The organism is Bacillus sp. AFS031507, from assembly GCF_002584635.1.
Taxonomy (GTDB): Bacteria; Bacillota; Bacilli; order Bacillales; family Cytobacillaceae; genus Neobacillus.
Genome location: NZ_NUOW01000112.1, coordinates 1 through 257 on the forward strand (window position 1 = coordinate 1; position 257 = coordinate 257).

A 257-nucleotide genomic window follows, 5' to 3' on the forward strand; every position below is an offset into this window, starting at 1 on the left:
CTTATTGTTGGTGTGGATATAGCCCAACAATTACACGTTGCTCGAGCTGTTAACTTCCGTGGAATTGTAGTTGGAGATCCTCTTACATTTGAAAATAATGAAGAGGGGTTCGTAAAACTATTAAGTTGGATTCAAAACTTACAAAAACTAAAAAACTTAGATTCAATAATTGTAGGTATGGAACCTACAGGCCATTACTGGATTAACCTATCAAAATGGTTATATAACCAAAAGATCGAGGTAGTAACAGTCAATCC

The 257-nt window shown here is 35.0% G+C and carries 1 protein-coding gene; it reads left to right on the plus strand.

Annotated features, from left to right (window positions below):
- Positions 1-257 (plus strand): IS110 family transposase (locus tag COE25_RS30085; protein ID WP_142354545.1); only part of this gene is annotated, 257 nt, incomplete at both ends.